This is a genomic window from Enterococcus salsurae, assembly GCF_054784955.1.
In genome coordinates this window covers 736,356-762,273 of sequence record NZ_BAAHWY010000002.1, presented here as the reverse complement: position 1 = coordinate 762,273, position 25,918 = coordinate 736,356, and the positions used below count along the sequence as shown (strand labels likewise).

21 protein-coding genes and 1 pseudogene are annotated in these 25,918 nt (G+C 40.1%); 16 read left to right on the top strand and 6 right to left on the bottom strand.

The annotated features are described in order from the left end of the window. Both glpO and ACYVRS_RS07850 read left to right on the top strand, forming a co-directional pair. Positions 1-1,821: a type 1 glycerol-3-phosphate oxidase gene (gene glpO / locus ACYVRS_RS07855; protein ID WP_461203096.1), complete on the top strand. Its 1,821-nt coding sequence runs from the start codon at positions 1-3 to the stop codon at positions 1,819-1,821. Between the two features lies 1 nt (position 1,822). Then, positions 1,823-2,539 carry an MIP/aquaporin family protein gene (locus ACYVRS_RS07850; RefSeq protein WP_054117139.1) on the top strand — a complete coding sequence of 239 codons (717 nt, stop codon included), beginning with the start codon at positions 1,823-1,825 and terminating at the stop codon, positions 2,537-2,539. Positions 2,540-2,699: 160 nt separating this feature from the next. Here ACYVRS_RS07850 and nrdF read toward each other — a convergent pair whose 3' ends face one another. From nrdF to nrdH, 3 genes are all read right to left on the bottom strand, one after another. Continuing rightward, positions 2,700-3,665, bottom strand: coding sequence for a class 1b ribonucleoside-diphosphate reductase subunit beta (nrdF, locus tag ACYVRS_RS07845; protein WP_054117137.1), 966 nt, complete (start codon positions 3,663-3,665; stop codon positions 2,700-2,702). Between the two features lie 89 nt (positions 3,666-3,754). Beyond that, the gene (gene nrdE, locus ACYVRS_RS07840) at positions 3,755-5,914 is read right to left on the bottom strand and encodes a class 1b ribonucleoside-diphosphate reductase subunit alpha (RefSeq protein WP_054117136.1); all 2,160 of its coding nucleotides are present in this window, start codon (positions 5,912-5,914) and stop codon (positions 3,755-3,757) included. Between the two features lie 97 nt (positions 5,915-6,011). Then, on the bottom strand, positions 6,012-6,236 hold the full coding sequence (gene nrdH, locus ACYVRS_RS07835; protein WP_054117135.1) for a glutaredoxin-like protein NrdH: 225 nt from the start codon (positions 6,234-6,236) through the stop codon (positions 6,012-6,014). A 357-nt stretch (positions 6,237-6,593) separates the two neighbouring features. Between nrdH and ACYVRS_RS07830 the strand changes: the two genes are divergently transcribed. The 7 genes from ACYVRS_RS07830 (at position 6,594) to ACYVRS_RS07800 (ending at position 13,968) form a co-directional block, all read left to right on the top strand. Beyond that, positions 6,594-7,058, top strand: coding sequence for a ferrous iron transport protein A (locus ACYVRS_RS07830; RefSeq protein ID WP_313537037.1), 465 nt, complete (start codon positions 6,594-6,596; stop codon positions 7,056-7,058). Between the two features lies 1 nt (position 7,059). Further along, entirely contained in the window at positions 7,060-9,198 is a 2,139-nt protein-coding gene (feoB, locus tag ACYVRS_RS07825; RefSeq protein WP_313537035.1) for a ferrous iron transport protein B, read from the top strand. Then, positions 9,195-9,350: a FeoB-associated Cys-rich membrane protein gene (locus tag ACYVRS_RS07820; RefSeq protein ID WP_152911930.1), complete on the top strand. Its 156-nt coding sequence runs from the start codon at positions 9,195-9,197 to the stop codon at positions 9,348-9,350. The genes feoB and ACYVRS_RS07820 overlap by 4 nt, the downstream gene beginning before the upstream one ends. A 105-nt stretch (positions 9,351-9,455) precedes the next feature. After that, a complete protein-coding gene (locus ACYVRS_RS07815; RefSeq protein ID WP_313511157.1) occupies positions 9,456-9,581 on the top strand; it encodes a hypothetical protein in 126 nt (41 codons plus the stop codon). 404 nt (positions 9,582-9,985) lie between these two features. Next, positions 9,986-10,150: a hypothetical protein gene (locus ACYVRS_RS07810; RefSeq protein WP_313537033.1), complete on the top strand. Its 165-nt coding sequence runs from the start codon at positions 9,986-9,988 to the stop codon at positions 10,148-10,150. A 286-nt stretch (positions 10,151-10,436) separates the two neighbouring features. Further along, positions 10,437-11,702, top strand: coding sequence for a CapA family protein (locus tag ACYVRS_RS07805; RefSeq protein WP_461203095.1), 1,266 nt, complete (start codon positions 10,437-10,439; stop codon positions 11,700-11,702). 427 nt (positions 11,703-12,129) lie between these two features. Continuing rightward, the gene (locus ACYVRS_RS07800) at positions 12,130-13,968 is read left to right on the top strand and encodes a family 43 glycosylhydrolase (RefSeq protein ID WP_461203094.1); all 1,839 of its coding nucleotides are present in this window, start codon (positions 12,130-12,132) and stop codon (positions 13,966-13,968) included. A gap of 103 nt (positions 13,969-14,071) precedes the next feature. On the opposite strand, the gene ACYVRS_RS07795 is transcribed toward ACYVRS_RS07800, so the two are convergent. Beyond that, entirely contained in the window at positions 14,072-14,620 is a 549-nt protein-coding gene (locus tag ACYVRS_RS07795) for a PadR family transcriptional regulator (RefSeq protein ID WP_461203093.1), read from the bottom strand. A gap of 99 nt (positions 14,621-14,719) precedes the next feature. Between ACYVRS_RS07795 and ACYVRS_RS07790 the strand changes: the two are divergent. Continuing rightward, positions 14,720-15,252 (top strand): annotated as a pseudogene (locus ACYVRS_RS07790) (phenolic acid decarboxylase). A gap of 92 nt (positions 15,253-15,344) precedes the next feature. Here the strand turns inward: ACYVRS_RS07790 and ACYVRS_RS07785 are convergent. Both ACYVRS_RS07785 and ACYVRS_RS07780 read right to left on the bottom strand, forming a co-directional pair. Beyond that, complete coding sequence (locus ACYVRS_RS07785) at positions 15,345-16,532, bottom strand: NADH-dependent flavin oxidoreductase (protein WP_461203092.1); 1,188 nt, start codon at positions 16,530-16,532, stop codon at positions 15,345-15,347. A gap of 184 nt (positions 16,533-16,716) precedes the next feature. After that, positions 16,717-17,019 carry an ArsR/SmtB family transcription factor gene (locus tag ACYVRS_RS07780; protein WP_312497888.1) on the bottom strand — a complete coding sequence of 101 codons (303 nt, stop codon included), beginning with the start codon at positions 17,017-17,019 and terminating at the stop codon, positions 16,717-16,719. Between the two features lie 256 nt (positions 17,020-17,275). Between ACYVRS_RS07780 and ACYVRS_RS07775 the strand changes: the two genes are divergently transcribed. The 6 genes from ACYVRS_RS07775 to ACYVRS_RS07750 all read left to right on the top strand — a co-directional run bounded on the left by ACYVRS_RS07775 (position 17,276) and on the right by ACYVRS_RS07750 (position 25,911). Then, a complete protein-coding gene (locus tag ACYVRS_RS07775; RefSeq protein ID WP_461203091.1) occupies positions 17,276-18,751 on the top strand; it encodes an AcpB/EbpR/MafR family transcriptional regulator in 1,476 nt (491 codons plus the stop codon). Between the two features lie 193 nt (positions 18,752-18,944). Then, on the top strand, positions 18,945-19,322 hold the full coding sequence (locus ACYVRS_RS07770) for an EF2685/EF0750 family sortase-dependent surface protein (protein ID WP_461197890.1): 378 nt from the start codon (positions 18,945-18,947) through the stop codon (positions 19,320-19,322). Between the two features lie 106 nt (positions 19,323-19,428). Further along, a complete protein-coding gene (locus ACYVRS_RS07765; RefSeq protein WP_461203090.1) occupies positions 19,429-20,514 on the top strand; it encodes a WxLIP family cell surface protein in 1,086 nt (361 codons plus the stop codon). Beyond that, complete coding sequence (locus tag ACYVRS_RS07760; protein WP_461203089.1) at positions 20,507-24,118, top strand: InlB B-repeat-containing protein; 3,612 nt, start codon at positions 20,507-20,509, stop codon at positions 24,116-24,118. The genes ACYVRS_RS07765 and ACYVRS_RS07760 overlap by 8 nt, the downstream gene beginning before the upstream one ends. A gap of 518 nt (positions 24,119-24,636) precedes the next feature. Beyond that, positions 24,637-25,161 carry a hypothetical protein gene (locus tag ACYVRS_RS07755; RefSeq protein WP_461203088.1) on the top strand — a complete coding sequence of 175 codons (525 nt, stop codon included), beginning with the start codon at positions 24,637-24,639 and terminating at the stop codon, positions 25,159-25,161. Between the two features lie 87 nt (positions 25,162-25,248). After that, complete coding sequence (locus ACYVRS_RS07750; protein WP_461197886.1) at positions 25,249-25,911, top strand: type IV pilus modification PilV family protein; 663 nt, start codon at positions 25,249-25,251, stop codon at positions 25,909-25,911. Positions 25,912-25,918 lie beyond the last annotated feature (7 nt).

Below are 25,918 nucleotides of genomic sequence, written 5' to 3'. Positions count from 1 at the left end.
ATGACTTTTTCATACAAAGAGCGTCAACAAGCCATCGAAAAAGCCAAAGAGACCACCTATGATGTGCTGGTGATCGGCGGCGGGATCACAGGTGCTGGGGTAGCGGTGCAAACCGCTGCTGCTGGCATGCAGACTATTTTATTGGAAATGCAGGATTTTGCTGAAGGGACATCTTCTCGTTCAACAAAATTGGTACATGGCGGCATCCGCTACTTAAAAACGTTTGACGTTGAAGTGGTCGCTGACACAGTTAGAGAACGCGCCATCGTCCAACAGATTGCCCCGCATATCCCCAAACCAGATCCGATGCTGCTGCCAATCTATGATGAACCTGGTGCAACCTTCTCGATGTTTTCTGTGAAAGTTGCGATGGATCTGTATGATCGGTTAGCGAATGTCACAGGATCAAAATATGAAAACTACACCTTATCAACAGAAGAAGTTTTAGAAAGAGAACCACAACTGGAAGCTGAAAATTTGGTAGGCGGCGGTGTCTATCTTGATTTTCGCAATAACGATGCACGTCTGGTGATCGAAAATATCAAGCGGGCACAAGCTGATGGCGGAGCAATGATCAGTAAAGCGAAGGTCATCGGGATTCTCCATGATGAGAACGGCACGATCAATGGTGTCAAGGCAGAGGACCAGCTCACCAAAGAAGTTTTTGAAGTCCATGCCAAAGTTGTCATCAACACAACAGGCCCATGGTCTGATATCGTCCGAAAATTAGACAGCAATGATGATTTGCCCCCGCAAATGCGCCCAACAAAAGGGGTCCATTTGGTCGTCGATCGCGAAAAACTTAAAGTGCCGCAACCGACGTATTTCGATACAGGCAAGAATGATGGCCGGATGGTTTTTGTGGTTCCGAGAGAGAACAAGACCTACTTTGGGACGACAGATACGGATTATACAGGTGACTTTGCCCATCCAACAGTGACACAAGAAGATGTTGATTATCTGTTAGGGATTGTCAACGAACGGTTCCCAGAAGCTGCTGTGACGATCGATGATATTGAAGCCAGCTGGGCAGGCTTACGGCCTTTGATCACCGCCAATGGTGGTTCTGACTATAACGGCGGATCAAAAAGCGAGTTGACGGATGAAAGTTTTGATCAAATCGTTGAAAGCGTCAAACTTTATTTAGCGGACGACCGGCAAAAACCACAAGTTGAAAAAGCGGTCAAGGATGCAGAAAAACGGATCGAAGCCAATAAAGTAGATCCGTCACAGGTGTCTCGCGGCAGTAGTTTAGAGCGGTCACAAGATGGGTTATTGACCTTGGCTGGTGGGAAAATCACGGATTATCGCTTGATGGCAGAAGGTGCAGTCAAACGCATCCATACTTTGTTGAAAGAACAAGGGGGAACGTTTGATTTGGTCGATTCAACCAAGTATCCAGTTTCTGGCGGTGAGATCGATGCGGCAAATGTAGAGGAAGAGTTGGATCGTTTAGCTTCAGAAGCAGAAGCTGCTGGATTTGATGAGGCAGATGCTACCTATTTAGCAAATCTTTATGGGTCTAACTTGCCGAAAGTGTTGACTTACAAAACAACGTTTGAAGGACTAGATGAAAAAGAAAGTACCGCATTGAATTATGCCTTGCATGAAGAACTGGTATTGACCCCAGTAGATTATCTGCTGCGTCGGACAAACCATATCTTATTTATGAGAGATACGCTGGATGAAGTGAAAGCGGGTGTCGTTGCAGCGATGACTGATTACTTTGGTTGGGATGAAGCGCAGAAAACAGCATATGTGGAAGAAATGGATCAAGTCATTGCCGAGTCTGATTTGACTGCCTTAAAAGGAGGAAAATAAAATGAGCGATGCAACACAGATATTTAGTGAGTTTTTAGGTACAGCGATCTTGGTTTTGTTGGGTGATGGGGTGTGTGCGGCAGTTAACTTGAAAAAAAGCAAAGCTGAGGCATCTGGTTGGATCGTGATTGCCATGGGCTGGGCTACGGCCGTGACGATTGCTGTCTATGCATCAGGATTTATGGGGCCTGCCCATTTGAATCCGGCAGTAACTTTAGGGATGGCGATGACAGGAAACTTTGAATGGGCATTAGCTGTACCATTTATGTTGGCGCAAGTCGCTGGTGCCATTGTTGGTGCTGTGCTTGTATGGTTGAACTATTTGCCATTATGGGATGAGACTGACGATCAAGGTGCGATCTTAGGAACTTTTGCGACTGGTCCAGCGGTAAGAAATCTCGTGTCTAATACAATGACAGAAGTGATTGGCACATTTGTTTTGGTCTTTGGCTTATTGGCTTTCGGTGCCAATACCTTTACAGACGGATTGAATCCTATCGTAGTTGGGATCTTGATTCTCGCAATTGGTCTTTCTCTAGGTGGACCAACAGGGTATGCGATCAATCCAGCCCGTGACTTAGGCCCACGAATTGCCCATCAGATCTTACCGATCAAAAACAAAGGAACTTCTGATTGGGGTTACGCACTTGTACCAATAGTTGGCCCATTCATTGGCGCTGCGTTAGCTGCTGGATTATTCATGATGCTGCCTTTATAAACAAATTGGAAGGGTACCTGAGGGTATCCTTCCAATTTGTTTAGTACAAGCCATCGCATTCTTGCCCGTGCAGCAGTCAGTAGTTTTCTCACTCTTAAAGCAAAGAAGCGCCCGGGATCAATCCTACTAATGATCCCAAGCGCTTCTATTTTGGTTGCGATCAGTCTAAGCCAATCAAGTAGTCATCATCTTTCATGGCTTCTACTGACCCGAGCAAATAGCCGTTACCGACTTGCGAGAAGAAATCATGGTTGCTTGTACCAGTAGAAATACCGTTCATGACGATTGGATTGACATCATTGGCTGTGTCTGGGAACAATGGATCTTGCCCTAAGTTCATCAGCGCTTTATTGGCGTTATAGCGTAAGAAGGTTTTTACTTCTTCAGTCCAGCCAATCTCGTCATATAATTCCTCGGTATAGCGTTCTTCGTTTTCATACAGCTCATACAACAAGTCATACATCCAGTCTTTGAGGGCTTGTTGTTCGTCTGCAGGCAATTCATTGAAGCCTAATTGGAATTTATACCCAATGTAGGTGCCGTGGACAGATTCGTCGCGAATGATCAGTTTAATGATCTCAGCAACATTGGCTAGTTTGTTATTGCCCAAGTAATACAAGGGCGTATAAAAACCGGAATAAAACAAGAAAGTTTCTAAGAAAACACTGGCAATTTTTTTCTCTAAAGGCGTACCGTTTTTGTATATCTCATTGATGCGTTCTGCTTTCTTTTGCAAAAATGGATTGGTATTGGTCCATTCAAAAATATCCGCAATTTCAGCTTTGGTATTTAATGTGCTGAAAATCGATGAATAGCTTTTGGCATGGACAGATTCCATGAATTGGATGTTGTTCAAGACTGCTTCTTCATGGGGCGTACGTACATCTTTGCGCAGTTGATCCATTCCACTTTCAGATTGGACGGTATCCAATAAAGTCAAGCCGCCAAATACGTAACCGACAGTAGTTTTTTCTAAAGCAGAAAGGGTTCGCCAGTCATCTAAATCATTAGACAAAGGGATACGGGTATCTAACCAAAATTGTTCGGTCAATTTTTCCCAAGTTGATTTGTCGATAATATCTTCGATCTCATTCCAGTTGATTGCTTCATAATAGGTTTTACCCATACTCATTTCCTCCAATACTGATTGTACGCATGAAGCCAGCTGCTCTGATCATGAACGGCTGGCTGCTGCATGTGATGCGTGAGAGACGATCAAATCACGCAGCTTTCACATTGATTGCTGCCGATTTCTTCTGCATCGTCGGTAAAGGTCCGTACGTAATAGATCGATTTGATGCCTTTATGGAACGCATAGTGACGCAGAATATTCAAATCACGGGTTGTTTGTTTGGTGGTTTCTTTCCATTCATACAGCCCTTCTGGGATATCAGAGCGCATGAATAAAGTCATACTCATTCCTTGATCTACATGTTTTTGGGCAGTAGCGTAGACATCGATCACTTTACGCATATCCATATCATAGGCGGACTGGTAGTACCCAATCGTATCATTGCTTAAGTAAGGCGCAGGGTAATAGATTTTCCCGATTTTCTTTTCTTGGCGCTCTTCGATCATTCGGGTAATAGGATGAATACTTGCACTCGTATCGTTGATATAAGAAATAGATCCGTTCGGCGCCACTGCTAAACGGTTTTGATGGTACAAACCAGTTTCTTTGACAGCTTGCGCGAGCGCTGCCCAGTCTTCGCCAGTTGGCAAGAAAATCCCATCAAACAATGCTTTGACTTTGTCAGAGGTAGGTTGATATGAACCTTCGATGTAGCGTGTAAAATAGCTGCCATCTGCATAGGCTGATTTTTCGAAGTTGTGGAAGACTTCGCCTTTTTCTTTAGCGATCGCATTGCTTTCAACCAATGTCCAATAGTTCAAGAGCATAAAGTAAAGATCCGTGAATTCAATCGATTCTGGAGAACCATAATGCATTTGATTTTTGGCGAAATAGGTATGCAAGCCCATGGCACCTAAACCAATGGTATGGTTCAAGGCATTGCCATTTTGGATCGAAGGCACAACATCGATATCTGAAGCATCTGTGACGAATGTAAGGGCCCGGGTCATCGCTTTCACAGAGCGCCCAAAATCAGGGCTGTCCATCAAATTGACAATATTGGTTGAACCCAGGTTACAACTAATGTCCGTACCAAGGACGTCATATTCCTGTTTGCCATTGATGTCAGAAGGTGCTTGTACTTGCAAGATCTCAGAACATAGGTTGCTCATGATGATTTTGCCATCAATTGGATTTGCACGATTGGCTGTATCGATATTGATGATATAAGGATAACCTGATTCTTGTTGCAGTTTAGAAATTTCATTTTCTAAATCTCGCGCACGGATTTTCGTTTTGCGAATCCGCGGGTTCGCGATCAGATTGTCGTATTCTTTGGTGATATCCACATAGGAGAAGGGTACACCATATTCTTTTTCTACACTATATGGGCTGAATAAATACATATCTTCATTTTTGCGGGTCAATTCGTAAAACTTATCAGGGACGATCACACCTAGTGACAACGTTTTGACACGGATTTTTTCGTCAGCATTTTCTTTTTTTGCAGATAAGAAGCTGATGATATCTGGGTGGAAGACATTTAAGTACACCACACCGGCACCTTGACGTTGTCCCAATTGATTCGAATAGCTGAAGCTATCTTCAAATAATTTCATCACAGGCATCACGCCGCTTGCTGCACCCTCGTATCCTTTGATTGGTGCGCCAGCTTCACGTAAATTAGAAAGGGTGATACCGACACCGCCGCCGATCCGTGATAATTGCAGTGCAGAGTTGATCCCGCGCCCAATCGCATTCATGTCATCGGTGATCTGGATCAAGAAACAAGACACCAATTCGCCCCGGCGTTTACGGCCAGCGTTCAAGAAAGAAGGCGTTGCTGGCTGGTATCGTTGATAAATCATTTCATCAGCTAAACTTAAGGCCAATTCTTCATTGCCATCCGCAAAGTACAGTGCATTGAAAGCAACCCGGTCTTCATAACGTTCTAAATAAGCAGTCCCATCATTGGTCTTTAAGGCATATTGCGAATAAAATTTGTAGGCAGCCATAAATGATTTGAAGGTGAAGTGTTGGTCGTCTAAGAATTGATATAATTTTTCAATAAAAGCTGGGTCATATTTTCGGATAAATGCTTCTTCTAAGTAGTCATGTTCAATAAGATAATTGATTTTATCCATTGCAGTCGCAAAGGTCAGTGTATTGGGTTCAACATTTTCTTTGAAAAATGCCGCCAAAGCATCTTTGTCTTTGTTCAATGGAATTTGACCGTCGACTGGACGATTGATTTCATTGTTTAATTTGAAATAGCTGACATCTTTGATTTCTTTCAAGCTCATATCGGGCTAACCTCTTTTCTTATTTTGTACGTATAAAAAAGGATTTGCGGTCTTGCGACTGACAAATCCCTCAAAAAGCAGCGAATTGAAAAAAATCTTAGCTCGCCAATTGACGTAATTGATCTGGACGGAAACCAATGATTGTTTGTGCGTCAGATGTAATGACAGGTACACTTTGGAACCCTTGTTCTTTCAAAAATTCTAAGGCTTCTGGTTCATTGTCAATATTTACTTCTTCAAAAGCGATTTGATTTTCGCTTAAAAAGCGTTTGGCCATTTTACATTGCATGCAGTTGTTTTTAGAAAATAATTTAATATTCATGTGTCATTCCTCCACGTAATTTCTCTATAGACATTAGTATAAATAACTCTCGGAGAAAGTCAACGGAAAAACACTATATATTGTGCTTGTGAAAATCGCATACACTATTTATAGTGTTAACACGTTTTTTATACAAGGGACATTTACGCTAAAATAGGATGGAATCGGGCTTTATCATCATGGTAGAAAGGTGATATGCAAACGGAATGATTAAAAAAAAATTTGATTGTGAAGTGAATGACAAACCAAATCGAATAGACCATTGACTTTCAGCAGAATCGGCTCTATTATAATGATAATCATTCTCATTTAATTGTGCTGTAACACACAATAATTTGCCAGGAGGTGTGTAAATAGATGAAAATGGCGCAAACTCAGGGTTCTTCTACCTACCTGATTGAATCGATCCGGACAGAACCATCCGTAACAGCTCATCTTCATGATTTGGGGTTGCGTAAGGGATCAGAAGTCATCATTTTACAAAAGAATCATCAAGGGGGAATCCTCTTATATCAAGACAACCGGATTGCATTAGACACCTCCGTGATGGAAAGAATCGATGTCACGCCAATCCTGCAAGAGAAAACAATCACTTCTTTAGATCAATTGGTCGTCGGAGAAGAAGCGCGTATAACCAGTATTGCAGCCGTGGGCGCACTGCGACGCCGACTCATGGATATGGGCTTGACGAAAAAAGTTCCCCTAAAAGTTGTCAAGTTGGCCCCACTCGGAGATCCGATTGAGATTCGGATCAGGGGATACGAGTTGTCAATGCGTAAAGATGAAGCGGTGCACATTCTTGTCGAAAAGGAGGAGGTGTAAGATGCATTTGCAATGTGCATTGGTCGGTAATCCCAATAGCGGCAAAACAAGTACCTTTAATCAGTTGACTGGTGCAAAACAGACCGTTGGCAATTGGCCTGGTGTAACAGTTGAACGCAAGTCAGGCAAATACAAAAAAGATAAGCTGATCACGATCCAGGATCTGCCAGGCATCTATTCATTGTCTCCATATACACCAGAAGAAGTCATCTCCCGCAATTACTTGCAAGAAGCATCGATCGATGCGGTGTTAAATATCGTAGATGGGACAAACTTAGAACGAAATTTGTATCTTACGCTGCAATTGCTAGAAATGGGATTGCCCATCGTTGTCGCCATTAACATGAGTGATTTGTTGAAGAAAAAAGGCATTCAGCTGAATATTGACAAACTGGCCTATGGCTTAGGCGTATCCGTCGTGAAAATCAGCGCCTTAAAGCAGCAGGGAATGGAAAAAATGATGTCCACGGCCAAACAGTCTGCAAAAAAACAAGCCGCCATTCTCAGGTATGATCCACGACTGGAGTCGGCTTTAGCTGAAATTGGTCATCAATTGCCAGCTGATTTATCTGAAGCAAAACGGCGATGGACAGCGATCAAACTATTTGAGAAAGACCCGTTGGTCACGCAAGAAATCGATTTAACGCCTCCACAGCAAAAAGAAATCGCTGAAACGATCGCCATCGCAGAGATGATATTCAAAGAAAGCAGTGATGCGATACTGGTGAATGAACGTTATGGCTTTATTGAAGACTTGCTTTCATTGGCTGTTGTCCGTCAGGAAGACCAGCGTCTATCGATCAGTGACAACATTGATCGCCTATTGACCCATCGTGTGCTGGCGCTGCCAATTTTCGCTTTTTTTATGTGGTTGATCTATTACTTGTCGATCCAGACAGTGGGGACGATTGGTACCGATTGGGTCAATGATGTTTTATTCGGATCTTGGATCCCGGACATTCTTGATCAATGGATGAATCAATGGCATGTTGCACAGTGGATGCAGGAATTGATCCAAGATGGGATCGTTGCTGGTGTTGGGGCAGTATTAGGTTTTTTGCCGCAGATTTTCGTGTTGTTCTTCTGTTTGGCAATTTTGGAGGATTGCGGCTATATGGCGCGAATCGCATTTGTGATGGATCGGCTGTTCCGTAAATTCGGCTTGTCTGGGAAATCCTTTATCCCCATGTTGATCGCCACTGGTTGTGGCGTACCTGGTGTTATGGCTAGTCGCACGATCGAGAACCAAAAAGACCGGCGCTTGACAGTCATGGTGACGACCTTTATGCCTTGTTCTGCGAAATTACCGATCATCGCGTTGATTTCCGGTGCCTTTTTCCCAGATCGTACGTGGGTTGCGCCATCGGCCTATTTTATTGGCATGGCTGCAATTGTCGTATCTGGCATCGTTTTAAAGAAAACAGCGTTATTTGCTGGTGATCCTGCGCCGTTCATCATGGAATTGCCCGCTTACCATTTGCCGCAGGTTTCATCCGTCTTCAAGAGTGCTTGGGATCGCGGTATTGCCTTTGTCAAGAAAGCAGAAACGATCATCTTTGCCGCCTGTGTATTGATCTGGTTTGCCTCAAGTTATGATTTTTCGCTGGCGAGGGTGACGGAGGATCAAAGTATTTTGGCAGCAGCCGGTCGCTTGATGGCCCCTATTTTTGCACCTTTAGGCTGGGGGACTTGGCGGGGAACGGTGGCAACGATCACTGGGCTGATTGCCAAAGAAAATGTGATTGGCACATTTGGGATCCTCTATGGACAAACAGGAGAAATCTCAGAAAGTGGCAACGAAATCTGGCAGTTGTTGAGAAATGACTATACAGCAGTTGCGGCCTATTCATTTTTGATTTTTAACTTGTTATGCGCGCCTTGTTTTGCTGCCATCGGTGCGATCCATCGTGAAATGGGCGACAGCAAATGGACTTGGTTGGCTATCAGCTATCAATCTGGATTGGCCTATTGTGCCAGCTTCGTGGTCTATCAGTTAGGGCATGTCCTATTTGAAGGCGGATCTTTAACGCTAGGGACAGGTATCGCAGTTCTCTTTATCTGCGGGCTGATTTTTGCGCTGGTGAAGAAACCAATCGATCAAACGACCCCAACGATTCAAGTCATAGGAGGGAGCAAATGATCGCAACGATTATCATCGCATTGTTGATATTTGGGTATACCGCAAAGGTTATTGTCAAAATGCTCAGAAAAGATAGCTGTTCGGACTGTCATTGTGCCTGTCCAGTTTCAGAAGATAAAAACAAAACAACGCAGGAAGGACACAAAGTGTGAGCCCTTCCTGCGTTGTTTTATCGTGTCGATTCTCGTAAGACCAATGTTACAGGGAACATAATTTCCCTGTTTAAAGCACCTTCTTTATTAAAAGGAACCAATGATTTGTTGACACAAGCAAGCCAAAATCCTTTATTGTTAGCAAAAAATAAATTTATGATCGTGCATGCGTCAAGAGAGGACAAGATCGCTGCAGGCGCACTCCCCAATTTGAAGAATCAACGAATTTAATTGAAAGAGTTAAAATTAAATAGAAACATCAAGCGGCTTCCTCAAGTTAGTCTATCACCATCTTGAGGAGGTCGCTTTCTTTAACGGGAAAATTTTAATTGAAAATCTTTAAGGATTAGTGAGGAACAAGTAGAACAATTGGTTAAAGAGCTTATAAAGAACTATCCATAACAATGAGATTTGCCTGGCAAGGAATTACAGTTGATTCAATGGAGAATTAATTGATACTGCAATTGCTATAGCTCTTGAAGATATCGTCGGTGAATGAATTGCGGAAAATGTTATCGATTATGTGGTAAAATTAGCTTCTCTTGAGAATCAATTAGCTAGGGTTTGGGATAAACATGTCAAAGTTTTCAATAATGGACATATTAATTTCTAGACTCAGAAAAGGTGTGTGAAGTATGAAAGATCTTAAAGTTATTTTTGTCACTTTTTTAGTTGTATTATTTTTGAATTGGGGACTATCTAGTTTATTAAATAGACCTTTTAAATGGTGGATAACTATAGGCCTTTTTGCAGGTTTTTTAGTTGTTTATTATTTCATATCAAGAAAAGAACAAAAATAAATTCAGAATCCGGATGACTGTCAAAGCATATACATCTCCGATTCAAATCAACGAAGTGGTTATAAAGATGAAATAGCAGCTTAAACATGAAAATAAAGTTTTAAAAATACATATTGACATGCTAAAAAAGTACAAAGAATAGGAAAAGATGTGGAACCAGAAATATTTGTAGAATCAGTTAATTAAGATTTTTTTGTTTTTACTAGGTATAAAAATAATCATTTGGTATAATACAGTATATCGGAAACGTTTTTTAATGATGGGGTTTAAAAAGGAGGCAGAGTTGATGCGAAAGGAACAAGCCATACGAAAAAGAAAAATATATCGATTGATTTTTGGGACATCCATCACATTGTTGCTCTTACTGTCAATGTACGTTTTGATTCCATGGGAGACCTTCTATTCTGAAGGAGATACACAAGCATCATCGATCACAACATCAAATAGCCAAGCAACGACAGCTGAAACCAGTCAAACACAAGAATCAGAAAGCCAAACCATCACGATCACAGCTAGTGGGGATATGCTCTATCATCGCCCGTTGTATTTGAGTGCCTTTGATGGCGAAAGGTATGATTTTGACAACGATTATACGGAAATCAAACCGCTCATCTCAGGTGCCGATCTTGCACTCGGCGATTTTGAAGGCACGATCAATCCAGAGGCAGAGCTTGGAGGATTTCCTTTGTTCAATGCACCGCCAAATGTTGTGGATAGTGTGAAAGAGGCCGGATTTGATGTCATTGATTTGGCACACAATCATATTCTAGACACAGGACTCGATGGGCTGAAATCAACAGCTGCTGCTTTTCGAGATATTGGCTTAGATACGATAGGGGTCAATGTAGACGATTCCGGGATTTTAGTGAAGGACGTCAAGGGCATAAAAGTCGCAATGCTGGCTTATGCCTATGGATTTAATGGATTAGAAAACAGCTTGAGTCAAGAAGCGCGCGCACAGTATTTGAATGATCTTTCCTTAGAGCAACTTGAGGCAGATATCAAGGAGGCAGAACAGATTGCGGATATAACCATCATTATGCCCCAAGCTGGTGTGGAGTATGCCATGCAACCATCGGAAGAACAGCAAACGATCTATCGAAAAATGGTGGATTTTGGTGCCGATATTATTTTCGGCGGTCACCCTCATGTAGCGCAACCAACTGAGGTGATCGATAAAGATGGGGAAAAGAAATTTATTATTTATTCAATGGGCAATCTATTGTCCAATCAACGGTATGAAACGATCAATGGCAATTATTGGACCGAACGGGGCGTGATTCCTGAAGTTGAAGTCACCAAAGAAGCAGGACGTACATTTTTAAGCAATATCACACTTCATCCAACGTGGGTATCAAAGGTACCAATTGAAGGTCGTACCTATCACGATTGGGAATTTGGTACCGTGCAAGCCTATGATTTTCAGGTTGTTTTAGCAGAAGATTATATTGTAGGTGGAAAAAACGTCGATAAAGTAAACGAAGACACACAGCAACGTATTTCGACAGCTTATCAAGAGATGTTGACACATTTGGATTTGAAATGGGATTAAAGAATCGGTCACACTCCTTTCTTCAAGGAGTGTTTTTTGTTTACAATAAATAGCATATCTTAACTATTCAGTTCATCCTTAAGTGTGATTCGAGGAATCAAATCATAGCTGTTAACTTTAAAGTTGTTTTTGACAAATGTTTATAACATAGCGTTGATATCGTTTACATCTAATGGTAATTTAGTGTATGTAAGTTTTGGAAAAATGAATTTACATATCTGGTTTCAGGAATCGTTTTTTATGAATGAACTAAAGAGTTAAAATGAATTTGAATAATGATTGGCCTTATTTTTAAATCATTAGATTTAAGGATATTTGTAGCTGATTCTTTTTTAAGCGAACAAAGCAACAAATTAACTTTAATATAAAAAACATTGAACATTTATTCTATAAATTATTCAAAATTTTTTTATGAAAGGCGCTTGTAATGAAAAAAACAATAGTTAAAGGTAGTGTGGTTGGACTTATTCTTTGTTCGGTTGTGGGGATAGCTTTATGGACAATATCGGAAAAAGAGATTGATTTCAGTAATGAGAAATCATGGGAATTTTATCGTGGCGAAGGTGACAATGTGTCGGATGTGAAAGGAGGAGGGGTGATATTGGCAGGTGGAGATGGGTATAAAGCAATTTTAAGAAAAAAAGAATATGACGATTTTAGCATGGAGGCGCAAGTGCAGATCAGTAAAGAGGAAAATGAGAACGAAAATCTTAATTCAGAAGCGGGTATCCTGTTTCGCGTTCAAAATCCAGAGGATGGCCTTGATGGATACGACGGCTATTACTTTGGGATTGATGTTGAACAACAACAAATAATCATTGGTAAAGCGAATGGTGATGGCGAAGGCTGGACGGAGATTGCTACAAAAAAAAGATATTTAGCTTATGACACACCGTATAAATTATCGTTAAAAGTGTATGGTGATCATATACAAGGGTTTATTAATGAAACAGAGAATAGTTATCCAGTAGTAGATATTATTGACGATGAATTCAGCAATGGTCAAATCGGTGTTCGTAATCGTCACGCTCATGCGGCTTTTGATCAGTTCAACATTTCTTCTTATAAAGAGCAAGCAACAAATAACGTGACATATACAAATGCGCTTCTGCCCGAAGCAGCTGATCCGGATATTTTATTTGTAGATGGAACATATTATTTATACCCAACGACTGCTGGAAGGAATGTTGGGGGGATAAAAGTATACACTTCCACTGATATGGTCAATTGGACAGATAAAGGATTGGCTTTGCTTATGGGAGAAGAAAATTGGGGCACTAATGGATTTTGGGCGCCAGATTTAATTGAACGAGACGGCAAATACTATATGTATTACACAGCAAATGAGCATCTATGTGTTGCAGTAGCTGATTCTCCATTGGGCCCCTTCGAACAAATAGAATTTGGCCCTATACATGAAGACATCAATGAAATCGATGCCCATGTTTTCAAAGATGAGGACGATCAATATTATCTGTATATGGTTCGTTTTGATGAGGGAAATGTGATTTGGGGCGCGAAATTAAATGATGATATGATCACAATCGATGAGCAGTCGCTTACCGAAATCTTAGTGCCTTCCCAGCCCTGGGAATTAGATATGGCGAGAATTAATGAAGGACCATATATGTTAAAAAAAGAAGGTATCTATTATTTAACGTATTCTGGTTCTCATTTCGAAAGCCCGATGTATGGAGCTGGTTATGCAACAAGTGACTCTCCTCTTGGTCCATTCAAAAAATATGAGCATAATCCAATTATGCAATCTAATCTTCTTGTACCAGGAGCAGGGCATCATGCGGTGGCGATGTCACCTGACCAAAAAGAGATGTTTATGATTTATCATCGTCATGAATCTATTTGGAATACTGATCCAAGAGAGTTTGCTATCGATCGAATGAGATTTACAAAAAATGATATAGGAGAAACTATTTTAGAAGTCCATGGACCCACTGTAACACCCCAACCAATACCTTCAGGCGCAAAAGATGTAGAAAACTTTATTTGCTTTGCACCAGAAGACTTACAGGATGTGCGCGTAAAGAAAGAATTGGCTCCTGAAAAATGGCCCTTGCCTTCTGAAATAGGCATTGTTACATCTAAGGGTTTGCCAGATAACACACAAAAGGTCAGCGTTACGTGGGATATTGAAGAAAGTCAGCTGTCTGAACAAACAATCATTAAAGGGAAAATTTCATTACCAGATAATATAGAAAATTTAGGCGATGTCTCATTGGTGCCAGAAATAGTCGTAAGTTTTAACTGAATAAAAAAAGGTATATGAGAACCATATCTAAGATAAGAGGTTCTTGTATACCTTTCTTTGCCATGTCCTTCTGTAACTTAGCACGTATAGAATAAATAGACGATCAATTCACTTGAATCTTTGCTAACACCTGCTGCAACCATCCAGTATACTCTGTTTCACGATTGATGGCATGGGCCAGGATCAAATAATGCCCGTAGTTGGCTTCTTGGTCCGACACAGTCGGAAACAAGGCCCGTTCTCGCGCGACCAAATGATGACGCTTGGCTTCATGGAGATCATAGTGCTGTTGGACGATATCAATTAAAGCTGGATCATGAATATCGCTGATAAAAAACAGCTTCAAGACAAACTCATCCCGATTAACGGGCAGTTCATCGGTTGCAGTATGGATCCATTCTTTTAATGCGTTTTCGCCATCAGGGGTTAATTGATAGATTTTTTTTTCCAGTTTTTCTCCGGAAATTTTGATGGCATGGGTGATCAATCCATTGTCTTCCATCTTTGCTAACTCTGGATAGATTTGACTATGTTGTGCTTGCCAAAACTCCCCAATCTCATTTTGGAATGATTGACGCAAATCGTAGCCGGACATCCTTTTTTTACTTAATAAACCTAATAATATGTAACGTAGGGTATTTTTTCGTGCCATGATATTTCCTCCTTGACAAATGTCTGAAACCATTATATCGTAAACACGTAATCGAAAACATGTAAATTATTACATGTTAATCAAAGGAGATGCTTCGGCATGAAAGAATTCAAAGAATTAGCAGATTTTATTGGCACACATTTTATTTATACGTATGATAACGGTTGGGAATAAGAATGGTATGCAAAAAATGACCATACCGTTGATTACCGTATCCATGGAGGGATGGTCAAAGGCCGTTGGGTCAAAGATCAAGCTGTTGATATGGTCAAATTAACAGATGGCGTCTTCAAAATTACTTGGACGGAACCTACCGGTACTGATGTCGCATTAGACTTTATGCCGAATGAAAAGAAATTACATGGCACGATCTTCTTTCCTAAATGGGTGGAAGAACATCCAGAGATCACGGTAACTTTCCAAAATGAACATATTGCAGAAATGGAAGCCGCACGGGAAAATATGAAACATATCCTAAATTGGTCGTTCCTGAATTTGCTTCAATTACTTATATGGGAGATGCCGGTATCGATAACGAAGATGTGATTAGCGAAGAACCTTATGGTGGCATGCCTGCCGACATCCGTGAAGGTCGCTATTTTGACAAAAAATATCGTAAAATCAATCAATAAGTCACTATCTCAATAAAAACAGGTTGCCAACGAATGAATGGTTGGCAACCTGTTTTTTGTCATTTACATAGTCGTATTTAAGTGAATAGCATTTATGCTTTGCGATACATATCAAAACGACCAGTATGCAACGACTGAATCGTTTCCCCACCAGGTAAAGGTGGCAATCCCAAGGCATCTTTACGGGTAAAAGCTTCTTTCAAACCTGGTGTCCATTGTACATATGCCATGGTTTCTGGCGAGACTTCATGGAAAATATCAGCGTCATTCCCCGTAACGATCTTATTGGCAAATTGAGGATCAACAAGGGTACCACGACCAATTGCGATCAAGTCTGAATAATTGGCAACAGCGTCAGCGGCACTTTGGGCATCAAATACACCTCCAACAATGATCAGTTGTGTTTGATCATCTAGCACCTCTTTAAATAATGAGGCATAAGAAGCATCTACACCACTTGGTCTTGAACCGTACCCGCCCCATAAGGAAAGATGAATATAGTCGAGTTCGTGTTTGGCAATCTCAGCAACCAGTTGAACAGACTCTTTATACGTATAGCCGACATTGTCACCATGGATCTCATCTGGACTGATACGATACCCGACAATAAAATCCGCGGCCGGTTCTTCAGCGATCACACGCTTGACTTCCTGGACAACCGCTAAAGGAAAGGCCATTCGCCGTTTCAAATCGCCGCCCCAGTCATCGGTTCTCTGATTTGACCATGCAGAAAAGAACTGTTGCAGCAAATAGTGATTGGCACCATGGATCTCCACACCATCAAAACCAGCTGCAATCGCGCGTCTGGTTGCTTGGCCAAAGTCAGCAATGATTGCATGGATTTCTTGATCAGTCAATGCCCGAACTGGATAATCCAAAAAAGGAAAATCAAGGGCACTAGGCGCAACGACATCCTGACCACTGACGGCTTGTCCAATGGCAGCTCTGCCACCGTGATGAATCTGCAGGATCGCTTTATTGCCGTCTTTTTTCAATGCACTGGCTACTTTAGTCAGGCCGCTGATGTGGTCATCTGAATAAGCAGCAAGTTGCTCAGGATAGCCTGGTACATAAGAAGGACCGCCATTTTCACTCACATAATGAAATTCAGTGATCAGCATGCCAGCTGCTTTTGAGCGGGCAGCGTAATACGCAATGGTATCTTCAGAGGCAAAGCCATCTCGTAGACCAGAATGGGTTTGCATAGGGGACATGACGATGCGATTGTTTAATACCGCGCCATGTCTTAATTTGATTGAATCAGTTAACTGTTTGGTCATCTTTGTGTGAACTCCTTTATTCGTCATAGAATAATGCTGCTGAAAATAGACAGATTTTAAGAACGGCAAACAAAAAAGCAGATTGGTCAAAACTACATATCTGATTTTATCGATATGTGGGAGTAGAAGAAGGACTTCCTATACGTGATGATGCCGCATGGGCAAGAATGCTGCCCTGCGACAATCATAATTCTGACTGAATGAAGGCACTCAATGCAGCAAGTGTTGCTTCATTCCGTCGATAGTAGGTCCATTTGCCGATTCTAGTAGCCGTCAATAAATCGGCTTTTTGTAAAATCGATAAATAGTGTGAAGTGGTGGATTGCGTTAATCCAAGCCTTCTTTGGATTTCCCCCACACAAACACCGACTTCTTCCATATCAACATTTGTTTCATGGACAAAATAGTCCGTGGGATTTTTTAACCAGGTTAGAATCTGGAGGCGATGCTCATTCGCTAGCGCTTTAAACATATCTATATTTTCCATATGTTTTATTATATCTAATTTTATCGATATGTAAATAGAAAGCATTTATTTCTCTATTGCATTATAGAATCAGTTTGAATTAAATGTTATCGGTTAAAAAAATCAAGCTTCACTAATAAGTGAAAATAATGAATTAACAATCTTTTTTATTGTTGCTAAGGTATAAAAAGCAGGAATGGAAGAAATCACTATTAAAGAGAGCGACCGTCGTGATGCATGATAGAGGTAGACATATTTAGATAGGGGGAAACTGAATTTGAGAGATTTACAAATGAAGTTTATTGGTAGTCATAGTAATGCGCGTTGGTTTCAAATCCTCAATCTGGTTGAAGATGAGCGTTTTTTTACCATTAAGAGTTTGGCAGAACGGACGGGTGTCTCACAACGTACAATCATTAAAGACATCAATTACTTGAAAGACTTTTTTAAAGAAAGTGTATCGTTTGTATCAGGTGTAAATGGCTATCGATTTGAGGAGATTGACTTAATTCATTATAAAAAACAAAAGCGAAAACTGATTCAAAGTGAGTTGCTATTCGAAATAGTTGGGAATATTTTTTATGACGAAAAAGAGACAATTGAAGAAGTGGCTGAGTACTATAACAGTTCTGAGAGTACTGTACGACGTTTGCTGTTACAGATACAGCCCACATTAGAAACATATGGTTTAAAATTAAATTTGTACCCTATTGATATTGTAGGGCCTGAAGAGGCATTGCGCAAGTTTTTTAAGGATTTCTATTACATAGGTGAACAGACTCCTCATACTCTATTTCCTCCGGAACATTTGCATAAATTAATCAATCAGCTTATCCCTTATGTAGAAAGCCACGAGGTTCGAACTGGGATGACGCCAGCTGCGTTTTATTATAGTTTTTTTATCGCCACTGAACGCTTTAAGAACGGTCATACAGTCACTGTTCCTTCAAAGCTGAAAGAAATTTTATACAAGGATGAAAATTTTCTTTTGTTGTACGATATTTATGAAAAAATTGAGCCAGACATCGAATCGTTGCTGCCGATGGAAGAATTTAGCTGGATTTATTTAGTCACGATCGGAAAACGTACAATCGATTGTGCGGATCAAGAAAAAAATTTCTGCGAAAAGTTTCCTTTATGGCCAGCTATTTCTGATGTAACAGTAGCATATATAAGAGAACGTGCGATCAGTGTACGGAATCAAATCGATATCGAGGCATATATACATTCCTTTTTTCTATCTAAAAAGATCAATAATATGTTTAGTCCAGCTGAAAATAAAGTGATGAACGAAGTAACAAGAGCGGTTAAAAAAAATTATGCCTGCTCATTTGAAGCTAACTTTCGGTTCTTGATCGCGCACCAAGATATACTGACATTTTCCCAATGCTTTCTTGAAGATATTTGTGTCAGCCTAACCATGTATATCGAAATGTTGCTTGAATTTCATCAACAACCTAAAAAAATCCTCTTTTTGTTGGAAGGTGATCATCTGATATGTCAAAGTACAAGGATCGCAGCACAGTATCTTTTGGGTTATCAAAACAACATAGTATTTCTACCTTTGAGTAAATTAACAGAAAAAAATATAGAGGATGCACAACTCGATTTAGTTGTGACCAATTACGCACAATTTATCACTGATTTTAATATCGAAGCAGAATACATACTTGTCAATTCAATTATGAACAAGAAAGATTGGGAACGAGTCATAGAGAAAGTCAACCCATCAATGAAAAAAATTCTTTTTTAGTCATTTAATTAGCCTCTCTATCCAACTACAGTTCAGGCATAGGTGAAAATTATGATTGTTCCTTTTTTTCTAGCCAGGATATGCTAAAGGGTAGAGAGGGTATGTTCTTGTGACAAGCGCATAGATCTTCTGATATTGGATATGCTAGATATTTATCAACTTGTCTAATCACTTATTATTAGGAGGAGGGAGAATGAAGAAAACCAAGAAGTTCTATCTTAAATATCTATATTTGATGCTTGCTTTAGCTATTGTATGGATACCAAGATTAGCAAATGCAGCACAAATTCAATCTGCAGAGACAGAGTCAACCCTTAGTTTTACAGGAATATATGTTCCCATTGGTACGCCTGATCCAACGCCACCAGATGGAATTGAAAAACCATCTGAAGACAAAGATTCAATCACAGGGGCACTTCCAAAGACCAATGAACAGCGGAATATTGCCTTATTTTGGTTCGGTATACTACTAATTACGATCAACATAACTGTAATGAAAAATAAACTGAATGTAGGGGGAATGACAAAATCAAACGGTCGTGATACCCATCGAAAAGTTAACTCGATCTGAAAAAAAGAGAAACTAAAAAGGAACTTATATCGTAAGCATGTCTTTGTAGTTTTTTTTGAACCGATCGCGGAAGAGCTATTTTTATGAGTAGGAAAGGCGGATAGCTATGTACACACAGGAACAGCATAGAGCAAAACAATGTTGGTGGTGGCTGCTCATAAGCATTAGCGCATGGTTTGCCTTTACTTCTGTGAATGTCCATGCACAGGAAAATGGTTTGCGTTTTGATGTTACACCAATATTTTCGGAAAATCAAAAAGAAGACGAACAAAGTTTTTTTTATGTATGTCTCGAACCAGGAGCAAAGGAAAAAATAGGATTTGTGCTTCACAATAATAGCAATGAATCCATTTTTTTGAGCATATCTGCGCATACTGCGTATACCAATTTACACGGAGTGATTGAATATGGCAGCGATGCGGAAAATCCTGATGCAAGTTTATTGGAGCCAATAAATCAAATGCTTTCAGTACCAGGGGATATAGAATTAGCCCCAATGGAAACCAAAGAAGTGATTATTACTTTGACGATGCCGACCAAAGAAGTGGAAGGAATACTCGCTGGGGGTATTCGCGTTGAGGAAGTATTTGAGGAGGACTTATTAAAAGAGGATACAGCTTTAGCGCTACAAAATAGCTTTGCGTATGTTATAGCTGTATTAGCAAGCAATAAAGAAGTGGATCTAGGCACGTTGGAGTCTAGTAATCCACTGCAAATACAAGATATTTATCCAAATCAAGTAAATTACCGCAATGTGATTACTGTCGACATTCAAAATCCAAAGCCAATATTTATCGACAAACTGTCTGTCACTGCTGAAGTATATCATCAAGATAGCGAAGAGTTACTTTACCAAGCCAAGAAAGACAATATGCAACTCGCGCCTAACTCTCATATTCCGTTTCCGATTTATCTTGATGGGGAACACTTTGAACCGGGGACCTTCATTATGAAATTATCGGCTTTCTTGGGTGAGGAGCAATGGGTTTGGGAGCGGGAATTCACCATTGATGGACAAGAAGCACATAGCTTTAATGCAAAAGATGTATCGATCAAAACGGCCATATCATTAACCTGGGAAATGACGGTCATCATCTGTATATGCGGTGCAGGAAGTCTAGGATTGTTATATTATAAACGACGAAAGAATAGAAAATATTTAAAAAAATATAAGGGGGAGGAGAATGAATAGGTGGTTTAATAAGTGTGTTGTTCATTTAATGCTTGCGTTAGTTAATTTTCCAATTTGGTACCAACCGATTGCGATTCTAGATGCACAACCAGTTGAAATTACCGAAGAAGAATTTACCACCGCAGAAGAATTGAAACAGTCGAATGAACAATTGATTTTACCAGATATGACTGATGTAGAGAAACAAGAGCCAATCTTCTCATTTGAAAAAGAGGTTCTTCGGGGAGAGGTTGATGAAATTCTTCTACTGACATTCTATTCTGATCAAACTGTTGGGGATATATCCCTCAGAATCCCAAAAGCAGTCAAGATCAACGAAAATGATCTTGACGCTAACATGGCAATTTATAGCCGGGGTACAGATCAAGAATGGCTTCTTTCGACATCAAAAAAACAAAAGCAGTTTACGATTCCTTTATTGGTGGACAAACCTGGTTCATACTCGATAGTCGTTGCGAATCAAGCTGAAGTCACATTAAAGATTTCTGGAGAAGAGCCACAGGATGAAAAGAGTCCGATAAAGGAGAATGAAGTAGAAGTAACAGATGGTCAGAAAGCAGACTCTGAACATGAGGACCATACTAGAAGTGATCAGCTAAGGAATTATGTGGGAATCCGTGATTTCGAATTAACAGGGATTATCGATAATGAGGATGATTTTCACCTGGTTCCCATAGGAACTGTTCCGTTGCGAATTTCAGATAAGACTGAAGTTTATTACAATGGTCAGCTTCAGTCAGAATCTTTTGAGATACGAGGAGAAGCTCAACTCGGGAGTGCTGAAGTTCGAATAACTAACTTAGGTAATTATAGAGGAGAGTCAGTAGAAGTCATATTTGATAACTTTGACGGTAACGGTCTGATTTCATTCGTGAGATTTCATCAGTTCGGAGATAATATTCAATTACAGGTTGCAAGAATCAGTAGTCAGGAAGATACAACTCTAAGTATGAATCAAACTGTTCGGACAATGGAAACAAAAGAGGTTATTAGTAGCCCAGTAATCCAGGGTATACTGCAATACTATCTACATCGGAGTATCTTTCGAGTAGAACAATCAGGGCTTCATGGTGTACTACTTTTAGATACTTACGATGGTGATATTACAGTCAGATCTATCGATAGTGATTTTGAGTTTAACATGGGAACCGGGACAAGCTTTATTCTGGACCCAAATAAAACGGCTAATTTTATTGTAGATAGTGATGTGGAATTCAAATTTTCTTTTTCATCAGCTATAACTAGCTCAAATTTTGGTCTAGCACTGTTCGGTTGGCCAAGTGACGATCTATTTCCACTTTACGATATTAATATAGAGGCTAGTCCAGCAATAGGAGGAAATCCAATCGCTGACACAGATGCTCTATGGCAAGGATCAACGACAGAAATTCGGGCAAATCCAGCAACAGGTTATACATTTAGCCGTTGGGAGATCGTGTCGGGAACAGGAAGTAGTATAGCGAATGTGAATTCAGCAAATACGACTTTAACGATGGGAAGCAGTAATACGACGATACGAGCAGTGTATACACAAAACACGTATAGTCTAACTATGCAAGCAAACCCAGCAGCAGGAGGAAATCCGACTGCAGTCAGCGGTACAGTTGCACAGGGATCAACGACAGAAATCCGAGCAAATCCAGCAACAGGCTACACCTTTAGTCGTTGGGAGATCGTGTCGGGGACCGGCAGCAGTATAGCGAATGTGAATTCAGCGAATACGACCTTAACGATGGGTACGAGTAATACGACGATCCGAGCAGTGTATACGCAAAACATATATAGTGTGAGTCTAATTTCAAATTTTCCTGGAGAGATAAACGCGCTAATAGCTAACCGAGAAACCGGAATAACTGGATGGGCTGCTAGTGGAACTTTAGCATATGGTGAAACAAGAGAAATCAGAGTACAGCAAGTATCTGGTAGTTTTATATTTTCTCACTGGGAAATCATTTCAGGTTCCAATGCTATCATTGCTAACATTCATACTAGTCATACGACATTTACGATGGGAACGTCAGATGTTCAGCTTCGTGCGGTTTTGATTGAAAATCCTAGGTATAGTCTGACCGTGCAGGCAAGCCCAGCAGCAGGAGGGAATCCGACTGTAGGCAGCGGTACAGTTGCACAAGGATCAACGATAGAAATCCGAGCAAATCCAGCAACAGGCTACACCTTTAGTCGTTGGGAGTTCGTGTCGGGGACCGGCAGCAGTATAGCGAATGTGAATTCAGCGAATACGACCTTAACGATGGGAACTAGCAATACGACGATCCGAGCAGTGTATACGCAAAACATGTATAGTCTGACCGTGCAAACAAGCCCAGCAGCAGGAGGGAATCCGACTGTAGGCAGCGGGACAGTTGCACAAGGATCAACGACAGAAATTCAGGCAAATCCAGTGGCAGGCTACACCTTCAGTCGTTGGGAGATCGTGTCAGGGACCGGCAGCAGTATAGCAAATGTGAATTCAGCGAATACGACCTTTAAGATGGGGACGAGCCATACGACGATACGAGCAGTGTATACGCAAAACACGTATAGTGTGACAGTCGTGCCGGTTCCTTCCGATGGTGGAAGCCCCAGTGCAAGTCGAGAAGTCTTTAATCAGACGAATCATATGATTTATTTTGATGCAGCGCCAAGTGAAGGTTATAGATTTGTAAAATATGAATTGATAGAGGGAAGTACTTCTATGTGGTGGGATCCTTATGATGATATGCCTATAATCGTATTTGATTTGAGTGATGTAATTATGCATGTTCATTATGAAAAAATTTCTGCAGCAGAAGTGGAAGTGAACTATATTGATCTTGATCAAAATACGATAGCCAGTAGCGTAATTCTGACAGGTGCCTTAGGAGATAACTATGAAACTGAACCAAAGGATATCGAAGGTTATTTACTAGTCGAAACCCCCGAAAATGCCAATGGCATATTCACAGAAAACAATCAGACAGTTAATTATATCTATGATACAGAGAAAGTAACGCCAGTTGATCCAGTTAAACCAGAGGAAGAAGTCGATCCTAACGATAAACCAATAATTACAGAAAACCAAGGCTTACTAAGTATAGATTTCGTATCACAATTTCGCTTTAGTGAACAAAAAATCTCAGTTGATGATGCGATTTATTATGCACATTCTCAAAAATTATTAAATGAGGATGGAAATATAAGAGAAGAGATTCGGCCAAACTATGTTCAAATCAGTGATCGTCGAGTTCAAGACGATTCAGATGTTGGTTGGTCACTTTCGGTGGTCCAAAAGGAGCAATTTCAAAACGTTTACGGACAAGAATTGTTAGGGGCTCGTTTGATTCTAAGTAATCAACAGTTGGATACTGCGACAAACAACCTTGCGCCAACAATTCTTGAAGAAGAAGATCTCGAACTGGTTCCAGGTGTGAAGCAAACGTTAGTTTCTGCACAAAAAGGACAAGGAAAAGGAACTTGGATATATCGGTTTGGAGATGAGGATACGGCAGAAAACAGTGTAAGACTAGTGATCCCAGCCAAAACTATGCCTAAAGCAACCACCTATGCATCAACACTTGTTTGGGAACTGAGTATGGTTCCGGCTGTCCCTGTAGAAAATCGGTAATCGTGAAAGAAAATCAATAAACGGTATCAAAAAGTACAAGAAAATTTTTGAATCAAAATACAGTGTTCTTTAGAAAAAAACAATTAGGAATGGAGACAAAACCAGCTAGGCGTACTGTTTAACTGGTTTTGTTTTTATTCAAAAGATAGCCTGTTCAGTGTGAGAAATGCGCGCTATATAGTTTTAGAAACTTCGATAGTGTGAATAGGGTTGGATATAGACGCTTTTTTCGTTGAAATGGTTTTTGATAGACCAAATTGTTCTGTCTAAAATCATTTTTTATTTATTTTCAGATTATTCACGAAGAGGTGAATTTTTAGAATTTTCTTTGAAATTAATTAATGTAATAATCAAATATGACAAAAGTTTCGCTGTTTTTAAGTATAAACAAAGACGGAGAAAGTTTTTGCTTTGTTGAAGGTTTAGCATGCATCATCGGAACCTAGCACAACAGAAAAATTAGACATCGTTCAAGCAAAAACATATAAGCAGTTTACTGAAAGAAAGGTTGATAGAGATTGATTGGAAAAAAAGACAAAAAGAAAAAAGACATGCTTTATGCCTATGATTATGAAGAAGTAAATATTGAACAAGAAAAATTTGATGAGAAAGCAAAACAAGCTTTTCTTCAAAATGTTTATGGCGATGAGCGTGAACTGAAAAAAGCAAAACAGGAATTAGAACAGTATAAATCTGCAATAGAAGACTTGGAATCTGAACTCTCCTTGATAAAGGAAGTGAATAACCAATTGGTTATAGAAAAGAATCAGCTTCATACAGATATTAGCAAACAAGAAAACCAGATAAGTGTTTTGCAACAAGAGTGTACCTTAATGAAAGAGGAACAAAAACAACATCAAGATGTCCTAACCATGCTAATGGCAAAAAAACAGATATCAAATGAACCGGTGCATGGACACTTGACTGATGTGATATTCAATCAGGAAGCCAATAGCTTAAATGAACTAAGTGAAAATATGGCTAAGGTGAAAAAACAAGCGCAAGATCTTCTTGTCTCCATAAGAGAAGGTTTCAGTACGTAGCTTGAATGAGATTGAGTTTCTTTAGTTCTAATAAATAGGTTTAACACGATTTTTGCAGGATAAGGCAGAGGGAGTAGATACGCAGCTATGAAATGCCTAAAAAGAATATATCAAGAAGAAACAGGGGGAACGCTTGTTGAAATTCTGGCTTCGATCATCATTTTAGGTCTTACATTATTGAGTATGGCTGTCCTAATGAACCAAAATTATTCAAGTATTCAAATAAATCAATTAAAAGAAGCTTCTTTATTTGCACAAGAGGATATCAAAGAGTGGCTAACATATCGGGCAACAAATCAAGATATAGCAAACTTGAATCAATTTACTCTCGTCAAGGAGCATCAAATGAATCCCTCATTGACTGAAGCAGAAAAAAGAAGGCGTAATCACTTTATTCTTGATGAATCTGGCATTCAAAAAACAGTTTATGGAGAGAATATTTATGGTGAGATCCCGCAAGATAAGACAGTGGATCGTGGAGAATCGTTTGTCAAAGTTCTATATGATTTTTCAGGTGACCATTTACCAGAACCATTAAAGTCGGATGATTACAATAAGTATTATATAGGTGAGTATGTTGACAATTCGAAACAGGACGCCAAATTGTTAGTAGAAGTTGTTGTGAGACAGAAAAATCTAGATGAATATGAACCAAGAAAAGATGGAGTCGAATTAAACATAAAAATTTATAGTAAAAAAAATGGACAATTGTTGAGTGAAGGTTTTTTGAATTGGATAGCAGAGTATTAGGAAGAGG